Here is an 8,465-nt window from a genome sequence, read left to right on the forward strand (position 1 = left end):
AGTTGGCAGCATCACCCAATGCGCTTACTTGTAGTAAAAAGAATGCCGGTAAATATCCCATTGCCTGGCATTCATTCGTTTACCTGAGATTATTCTCAGGTTCGCTGATACCTGAAGGCAGGGAAATCATCATGGCAGCAGTTTGCGTGAGGGTAGTGAGATCGTGTTAACTACCATATCACTACTGCAGATGCTGTGAGTTGAGTATGTTTGTTACTGTTCATAAAAAAATTTTAATGCACGCGTAAACAAAGTGTTAATGCAATTGTCTCATTGATGCACTACATTTTTTTGAGGGGCACCGCATCAGGAGATGCTTATGTTTCTTGCACTGCTAATAATCGGCATCATTATCATATTTATCCTGCTAGTTGTGCTGATTGTCCGATCAAGAATGAAAGATATGGATGATGATTATTGATCACGTTTTGTAAAAGCAAACGGAGATCTTTAGCGAAGCGCTTATATAATGCGCAGGGTGCGAACACACCATAATGGCTGGTCATAAATCACAATAATAAACCAACAGATATCATGGTTATTGAGGCAGAATTAAGTCGGAGCAAGTGCTAAGTCGGGGCAACTCACGTTAATTGGGGGAAATTTGCGCACTACCGTAAAAAACGGGAACCCGTCGGTTCCCGTTGATGACATCCCAAACGTGGGATGAAATTGCAGGCTCTGCTACCCATACAGCTACACTATTATCTCAGCAATACTGGTTAGACTGCGTCATCAGGGCAACGAATCGGCCTTGTGAGACCCACCCTATGCTTCCAGTACCGACGAACCGCGAGCGTCGGCAGAACCGTTAATATAAAAATGTAGCAGTATCTCAACACCAGAGAACACTAATTCTCTGAGGGCTCCAGGGGGGGACTGATAATAACCTTATTTCTACCCGACCTTTTAGCTTCATACAGTGCCAGGTCCGCTTTACGCAGGACGGCATAAACATCATTATCGTTATCGCTGAATCCGGCCACCCCAAGGGAGATAGTCACCTTATCCGTATATGGGAAGTCAGCATGTTCAACACCATCCCTGATATGCTCAGCTATCGCAGCCGCATCTGACAATCCGGTATAAGGTAATAAAACGACGAACTCCTCGCCACCGAATCGACAAACGACGTGACCACTCAAGCAAAGATCGCGGAGTTTATCACTGAATGCAACGAGTACCGCATCCCCACCATCGTGACCATATTTGTCATTTATTTTTTTGAAGTGGTCGATATCAATGGCAATAACGCAATGCTCATCAGAGTGACGATACTGTTTAAGCGAGGTACTGAACCCTTTACGATTATACAACTTCGTCAACGGGTCTTTCATCGCTTCATCACTGAGCGCACTCACCCGGCGAGCCATAATTTGCAGATGCAAACTAAGTGCATCCTTAAGGCGTTCTGCTTCTTTATACCAGACTTTGATATTTGCCAGCTTCTTCAGCGTCGACTCACCATCTTCGGCACGCGTACATTCGGCAAGTTTCTCCAGAGGAGTCGAAATCCTGGTGGCAAAAATGGTAACAACCGTGATTGTTAATACGATGATGGCCAGCGTAAACCAGAATGCGTTAATCACTGTTTCTAATAGAATTCTGGAAACACCCTCAGATGTGCCAGAAATAATAATTTTCCAGTCCGCCTGCTTTAAGCTGGCATAACCGACAAGACGGCCACCGCTCTTGCTATCACCAAAGAAATGCCCGCTCTGTTCTTTGATAATTTTCTCAAGATAATCAGGAATTGAGTTAAAGTTAGCGCCAATCAAGGCTGGTTCTCGGTTGAAAATAACCTTACCATCATCGTTGATAACACTCACATCGGTGCCCTTCTCATAGAAGTGCATACTGAGTATATCACTCAGCATACTTTCTTTTTGAAGATAGATAGTCCCACCGATATAGCCGATATACTCCCCGGAATTGCCGAATAATGGTTGAGAAATAAAAACAACATAATTACCCGCTGCCGAAACAAACGGTTCTGAGATGAAACTTTTCTTCTCGTCAATGGCCTGAATACTGGCATCAGAATGCAGTTTCACGCCAACAAGATTTAGGCTCTCAGGAGATGCCGCAGCAATAATGGCATCTGAATTTACAATAACCACTGAGTTAAAAAAGCCTGACTGGAGCCGGAGGCGTTCCGCTTCATTCTTCAAGTGCTCAATATTAGTGAGTGTTTTTATTTGAGCAGCACTATAGGCAAGTTCTCGTTGCGCGGTCACAAGATATCGGTCCGTCGTATCGGCCAATTTGCGGGCATAGGCAAGATTGTTATCCAGCAGCCGGTCTTCGATATTTCCCTTTTGAAAAAGAGTCAATGCGCTCAGCAGCAGCATTGATGTAAACAGGATCCCGCCGACCGACAACATCAACATCAGAGTGCGCAGATGCAATTTATTCCTGAGCATAAATCCCCACGCTCGCGATAAAATACTTCATTTCAACCATTCCTGGAGTCAGGCCACAAGCAGCTTAAGTATACCAGCCAACGACATAGCATATTAAAGCTGCATAATCCCCTTCTTACCACAGAAAAGTATGACCGTGATAATGAAAAGCTATTGGTATTCGTACTTCTGGCAAGTTTCTGCCAATCTATTTCGATAACCGTTCGAATTCTAATAATAAAAAACGGGAACCATCAGGCTCCCGTTTATCAATAACCCAAATTATGGATTACATGTTTGCGATGATCGCGTCACCAAACTCTGAACATTTCAGCAGTTTAGCGCCTTCCATCAGACGTTCGAAGTCATAGGTCACGGTCTTAGCGGCGATGGCGCCTTCGGTGCCTTTAACAATCAGGTCTGCGGCTTCGAACCACTGCATATGGCGCAGCATCATCTCAGCGGACAGGATGATAGAACCTGGGTTCACTTTATCCTGACCTGCGTACTTCGGTGCAGTACCGTGGGTTGCTTCGAACAGCGCGCACTCGTCACCAATGTTGGCACCTGGTGCGATACCGATACCACCAACCTGAGCGGCCAGCGCATCGGAAATGTAGTCACCGTTCAGGTTCATACAAGCGATAACGTCATATTCGGCTGGACGCAGCAGGATCTGCTGCAGGAACGCATCGGCGATCACATCTTTAATGATGATCTCTTTGCCGGTATTTGGGTTCTTGATTTTCTGCCATGGGCCGCCATCAATCAGCTCGCCGCCGAATTCGTCGCGAATCAACTGGTAGCCCCAGTCTTTGAACGCGCCTTCGGTGAACTTCATGATGTTGCCTTTGTGAACCAGAGTCAGAGAGTCACGGTCGTTGGTGATAGCGTATTCGATTGCCGCACGCACCAGACGTTTAGTCCCTTCTTCAGAACACGGTTTGATACCGATACCACAATGTTCAGGGAAGCGAATTTTCTTCACGCCCATCTCATCGCGCAGGAATTTGATCACTTTCTCAGCGTCAGCGGAGTCAGCTTTCCATTCGATGCCTGCGTAGATGTCTTCAGAGTTTTCGCGGAAGATAACCATATCGGTCAGTTCTGGGTGTTTCACCGGGCTTGGGGTGCCCTGGTAGTAACGAACCGGACGCAGACAAACATATAGATCCAGCTCCTGACGCAGCGCAACGTTCAGAGAACGAATGCCGCCGCCAACTGGCGTAGTCAGAGGGCCTTTGATCGCAACGCGGTAGTCACGGATGAGATCCAGCGTTTCGGTTGGCAGCCAAACGTCCTGGCCATAAACTTGAGTGGATTTTTCCCCGGTGTAAATTTCCATCCAGGAAATTTTACGCTCGCCTTTGTAGGCTTTCTCAACAGCGGCATCAACCACTTTAAGCATTGCCGGAGTCACGTCAACGCCGATACCGTCGCCTTCAATAAATGGGATAATCGGATTGTGTGGCACATTCAGCTTGCCGTCTTTCAGGGTGATTTTTTGACCTTCCGCCGGAACAACTACTTTGCTTTCCATTCACCTCTCCTTCGAGCGCTACTGGTGTGCTCGTCATCCTTTACGCCACAGGTCTTGCCGCTACTACGCCCACTCCACTTAGCCTGGAGATGCACTGTCTTACCGTCTTCCTGTAACACAAAGAGTTAGAGCATTTTTGTTAATGTTTTGTAATAAGCCTGTCAATACTACCTGATTGTTTGACGCCATGAAAGACTCTCGTTATTAGGCTATAATGCGCGAATCTATAAAGCCTGAAAATACTATGATTAAGACTTCATTTAGAAAAAACCAGCTTGAGCGATTCAGCTCACGACAAGCAACCAAACAACGTAAAGATAACCACGTAAAACGCGTTATCTTATTTAATAAACCCTATGATGTTTTGCCGCAATTTACCGATGAAGCGGGCCGCAGTACTTTGAAAGATTTTATTTCCGTGCAAAATGTGTACGCTGCAGGGCGTCTTGACCGGGATAGTGAAGGTCTGTTGGTGTTAACCAATGATGGCACACTGCAGGCAAGACTGACGCAGCCGGGCAAACGGACGGGGAAAATCTACTACGTTCAGGTCGAGGGCGAACCTAGCGCCGAAGCGATGGATGCCCTGCGTAACGGCGTCACGTTAAACGACGGCCCGACTCTGCCAGCCGGGATTGAGCGCGTAGAGGAGCCGGAATGGCTGTGGCCGCGCAATCCACCAATTCGTGAGCGCAAATCTATTCCCACCGCGTGGCTGAAAGTGACCTTGTACGAAGGACGCAACCGTCAAGTCCGACGTATGACCGCCCATGTCGGCTACCCTACTCTGCGCTTGATTCGTTACGCGATGGGTGACTACACGTTGGATAATCTGAAAAATGGCGAATGGCGTGATGCGGATTAATGAGCGCGGGTAACATCTACCCACGCTCATCGCGCATTAAGAGATGTCTGGCACAATGATACTCTTATATTTTTCCAGGATCGGCGAGTTCGCATCCGATGGGTTCTGCAATTGCCACAGGTTGCGGCTGAGCCCATCGTTAACCAGATAGATAACACCGGTTTCGATAGCTGACATCAAACAGAGCATGACCGGCTCGTTTACCGTGTAACCAACCTCGCCTTCCAGTAAACGCTGGTAGTCGATATAGCGGAATACCCCTGCCTGGAATTCATAGGAAAGGATCGTTTTGCTGGTGTTAACGGATGAAAGCACCTCGCCGGTACTGACGTTGACCACGCGCAGGTTCACCGCAATTTGATCGAGCTGGTACTGCGTGCTGGCCCCGATACCAAAGTAACGCGCGCCTGCCCCACCTGATTTAACGTTACTTTCGTAACCAATAATCGAACCTTCAATCAGAATATTCGCCGCCACCAGTGATGGGAGCTGCCCTCTATTGTTATCCGAAACCGTGCCATTTTCCTGGGCCGCTCGGATAATTTTTCGTTCATTCAGCAGGTTTTGCAGCCCCTGGCGCTCCAGCGGCGTAAACCAGTTTGAATCTTTTAATGCTGAAACTAACATCGCCGTGGCGCTTTGCGGGACTGAGGTTGAAAAGTTACTGGCAGGATAGGGCTTAAACTGCCCAGTCTCATCCTGAATGTTATAGACCGAAACGAACAGTTTCCCCTTCGGTGACGGGAGATGCGTTAAGTCCTGATAGCTCTGCGACCGAGGTAATAGCGTCGGTTTTGCTGCCTGTTTAGGGGGAGAGGTAATGCAGCCCGTGAGCATAAACAGGCTAACGAAAATGACCACTACGCCAGTTATATTTTTCATGTCCGCTTCTCGCCACTGATTAATTTGATGAAATACTGCTCAGGCCGCTGACCTGAATGGTGGACGATTTCCCTGTCGCTCGGTCAAGAATGTTCATCATCAATTGACCATCGGTATTGGTGATATCGACGATAAAATCTTTAGTCACCAGACGGCCGGGTTTACCGGTGGAAATGTTGCCCATTAAACTGCCCAGAAGCTGGGACTGGATAGCTGAGGTAAAGTTGTCCAGCGCTGAGGTTGTCGAGGATCCGCTCCCCCAGTCATAGGCGTCGGGGTCTTTATATGAGTTTTGCGCGTTAGCTTCCGAAAGCAGAAATGCACCGTTATTCGGGTTGCCGCCAAAATTCGGGTTAATAAACTGGAAAGTCATATTCCCAGCCTGAGCTGCGGTAGATAAAAAACCGATGCCAAGAATCAAAGAAAGCACTTTCATCGTACACTCCTAGAACTCATCGCTGGTTAAGTCGCCGGTATTTAATAACGCTTTGTTAATCGCACGTTTTTGTAGCCCCTCGTATACGGACGCTAACGCGATATTAACCTGTTTATTAAAATCATTTTTACTGGGGAATAAGAACGTTTGATACAACAAGTCCTGGTCGACTTTGATCGTTATCCAGCTCCCCCATCTTGCGCTGGGCCGTTCATTAATCGTAATTGAGCCAGGGTATTCCTCCTCCCAGTGAGCGGTAAACTCTCGATAGAAATCATGGCCAACGCGGGTAATGGTGTTATCCGTCACAAGCCCTGGCACTTCTATTTCAGCTGAATTACTGGCGTGCGACGCCAGTAGCATCATTAATGATGCTATTACTACCTTCAGATATTTCATGATTATCGTCTAAGGTTATCGTTCGCCCAGGTCACCGCTTGGGTCCTGTTTTTTACTGCAATTTTACGAAACAGATTATAGAGATGGGTCTTTACTGTATTTTCACTAATAAATAGCAAGCGAGCTATTTCAATGTTTGATGCACCCATTCTGAGTTTATTGAGAATATCTTTTTCTCGTTGCGTCAGGCCGCTGGTATCATCGTGGTAACGATAACTACCGGACTGATTAATAAGGTAACTGGTGAGATCGTGTGGGAAATGACAACCGCCTACCCGGACGTTGCGGATACCTTCGATTAAGGTGTGTTCATCGACCGAAAGGTAAAATACTGCGCTAATGCCGGGCCAGGATTCAACTTCATGAAATTGATAGTCTTCCGGCATATTGATCAACAGAACTTTGACCCTATCGCGCAATCGCCTCAGCTCGGTTTGCCATAACAGGGTTCTTTTTTTATCAGCTTCACTTAAATCAAAAAGCACCAAAATACGTTCTGCATTAACGTTATCCAGCGTTTTTTGAATATTTTGTACTTTTGTATTAATCGTCAAAGATGTTTTGAGTTGATGTACCAGCGCCGTCGCCTGCAATGACGGTCTGGATATTAACATCAGAATATCACTATTCACCGCTTCTATTTCTTTCGGCATTATGAAACTCCATCCCGCTTGCTGCCTGGAACGCGGCCTCTTTCTGATATGCACAAAATAGGCATATCAAGAAAGAGCCGCTATCCTGTGTAGTTGCTGATTAATAAGTATGACAATAAAGGTATGAAGGGCACGAGTTGTGCGCTTGTTTCCTAAGTGCTGCAATACTGTTCAATCTAGACATTGCCATTTTTATCGCAAGGGTTATTTGTGTTTCAAAATGTAACAAGAAAGTATCAGTATGTTTCAGGCCATTCTTTATTAGCCGCTGTTTTTTATGGAAAATATCTTAAAAAGACTTTACGCAAAATTAGATATTAACTACGTATTTACTCCTAATTCTAATCAGAGTATGTCAACCACAGACAATAAGCTTCAGCTGTGTAAATTCTTTGTGCCAGAATTTTGCTTATGTCATACAAGTTTAACTTATGCTGTAAAGTTTCCGGTACTGACCATCTGAACTGCTTAGTTGCCTACTGAAGATCCTGCTAGCCCTGCATGCCGCCCACGCTCTCAACCCTGAACTCTCATACTTTTTGTTGAGAGGATATTTAAAAATACGCCATCCAGGCGAAAAACACCTTTACGCCCCTCAGACATACTCAATCCATAAATCAGATTCATGCCATGACCGACTAATTGGTTATAGCCTGGCTGATTTAACTCCTGACTTTAACCATCGGTTAAATCTAGGTGCGACCATGAAACAATGTTTTTTTATATTATCCATATTGGGATACTCGTGTTTTGCTAGCGCGGGTGGGGATTTAGCCGGTTCTGAATTTTCAGGTCTGGATAAATTCAACAAGAGCTACGATATGATTGCTATTACTGGTCAACGGGGCAATGGTAATACTGCGTCCATTAATCAGTCTGGTGCCCATATTTACGGTTCAATATCTCAAGTTGGCGGGCATAACTATGCGGCATTAAGCCAAAGTGGTTTTAATAATCGCGCAGATATCGCTCAGTACGGTGATGGTAATAGTGCAACGGTTAACCAAACGGGGATGAATAACTCCGCCACATTAGTACAGGTGGGTACGGGTAACCAATCTGATATTAACCAAACCGGTTTTGAAAACTATGCGGAAATTGTGAATAAGGGTAAAGGCAATCTCACGCAGATTAATCAAACAGGCACAAACCGCGGTGCGGCTGTTGTGCAAAACTCGGCAGGAATGGCAATTCGTATTACCCAAAATTAGTGTTTTAACTGATTACCAATCTCTAAACCTATGGGGTACCTCATGAAAACGTGGAAAATTGTTATTTTGTCTACAAT

At 45.9% G+C, this 8,465-nt stretch carries 8 protein-coding genes; 2 read left to right on the top strand and 6 right to left on the bottom strand.

Annotated elements, in window-relative coordinates; translation table 11 throughout:
* Nucleotides 1-851 precede the first annotated feature (851 nt).
* Both LZ634_RS20795 and icd read right to left on the bottom strand, forming a co-directional pair.
* Entirely contained in the window at nucleotides 852-2,423 is a 1,572-nt protein-coding gene (locus tag LZ634_RS20795) for a sensor domain-containing diguanylate cyclase (protein WP_234508617.1), read from the bottom strand.
* Nucleotides 2,424-2,691: 268 nt separating this feature from the next.
* The gene (gene icd, locus LZ634_RS20800; protein ID WP_061280293.1) at nucleotides 2,692-3,942 is read right to left on the bottom strand and encodes an NADP-dependent isocitrate dehydrogenase; all 1,251 of its coding nucleotides are present in this window, start codon (nucleotides 3,940-3,942) and stop codon (nucleotides 2,692-2,694) included.
* Between the two features lie 214 nt (nucleotides 3,943-4,156).
* Here icd and rluE point away from each other — a divergent pair, with 214 nt between their 5' ends.
* Nucleotides 4,157-4,807 (top strand): 23S rRNA pseudouridine(2457) synthase RluE, encoded by a 651-nt coding sequence (gene rluE / locus LZ634_RS20805; RefSeq protein WP_234508619.1) that lies wholly within the window; start codon nucleotides 4,157-4,159, stop codon nucleotides 4,805-4,807.
* 36 nt (nucleotides 4,808-4,843) lie between these two features.
* Here rluE and csgG read toward each other — a convergent pair whose 3' ends face one another.
* From csgG to csgD, 4 genes are read right to left on the bottom strand one after another with little or no spacing between them, the layout of a single operon-like run.
* Complete coding sequence (csgG, locus tag LZ634_RS20810; RefSeq protein ID WP_234508621.1) at nucleotides 4,844-5,689, bottom strand: curli production assembly/transport protein CsgG; 846 nt, start codon at nucleotides 5,687-5,689, stop codon at nucleotides 4,844-4,846.
* 19 nt (nucleotides 5,690-5,708) lie between these two features.
* A complete protein-coding gene (gene csgF / locus LZ634_RS20815; RefSeq protein WP_234508623.1) occupies nucleotides 5,709-6,125 on the bottom strand; it encodes a curli production assembly/transport protein CsgF in 417 nt (138 codons plus the stop codon).
* Between the two features lie 9 nt (nucleotides 6,126-6,134).
* Nucleotides 6,135-6,527, bottom strand: coding sequence for a curli production assembly/transport protein CsgE (gene csgE, locus LZ634_RS20820; RefSeq protein WP_234508629.1), 393 nt, complete (start codon nucleotides 6,525-6,527; stop codon nucleotides 6,135-6,137).
* A complete protein-coding gene (csgD, locus tag LZ634_RS20825; protein ID WP_234508625.1) occupies nucleotides 6,527-7,177 on the bottom strand; it encodes a biofilm master transcriptional regulator CsgD in 651 nt (216 codons plus the stop codon). Before csgD ends, csgE begins: the two co-directional genes overlap by 1 nt.
* 704 nt (nucleotides 7,178-7,881) lie before the next feature.
* Here csgD and LZ634_RS20830 point away from each other — a divergent pair.
* Complete coding sequence (locus LZ634_RS20830; RefSeq protein WP_234508627.1) at nucleotides 7,882-8,388, top strand: curlin; 507 nt, start codon at nucleotides 7,882-7,884, stop codon at nucleotides 8,386-8,388.
* The last annotated feature ends 77 nt before the right edge of the window (nucleotides 8,389-8,465 follow it).

It is taken from the genome of Kluyvera intermedia (genome assembly GCF_021440345.1).
GTDB classification, from domain to species: domain Bacteria; phylum Pseudomonadota; class Gammaproteobacteria; order Enterobacterales; family Enterobacteriaceae; genus Kluyvera; species Kluyvera intermedia_A.

Bases quoted from the DNA above. Each gene is read 5' to 3' on its own strand.
- csgG (WP_234508621.1), bottom strand. From the start codon at position 5,689: ATGAAAAATATAACTGGCGTAGTGGTCATTTTCGTTAGCCTGTTTATG.
- icd (WP_061280293.1), bottom strand. From the start codon at position 3,942: ATGGAAAGCAAAGTAGTTGTTCCGGCGGAAGGTCAAAAAATCACCCTG.
- LZ634_RS20830 (WP_234508627.1), top strand. From the start codon at position 7,882: ATGAAACAATGTTTTTTTATATTATCCATATTGGGATACTCGTGTTTT.
- LZ634_RS20795 (WP_234508617.1), bottom strand. From the start codon at position 2,423: ATGCTCAGGAATAAATTGCATCTGCGCACTCTGATGTTGATGTTGTCG.
- rluE (WP_234508619.1), top strand. From the start codon at position 4,157: ATGCGCGAATCTATAAAGCCTGAAAATACTATGATTAAGACTTCATTT.
- csgF (WP_234508623.1), bottom strand. From the start codon at position 6,125: ATGAAAGTGCTTTCTTTGATTCTTGGCATCGGTTTTTTATCTACCGCA.
- csgD (WP_234508625.1), bottom strand. From the start codon at position 7,177: ATGCCGAAAGAAATAGAAGCGGTGAATAGTGATATTCTGATGTTAATA.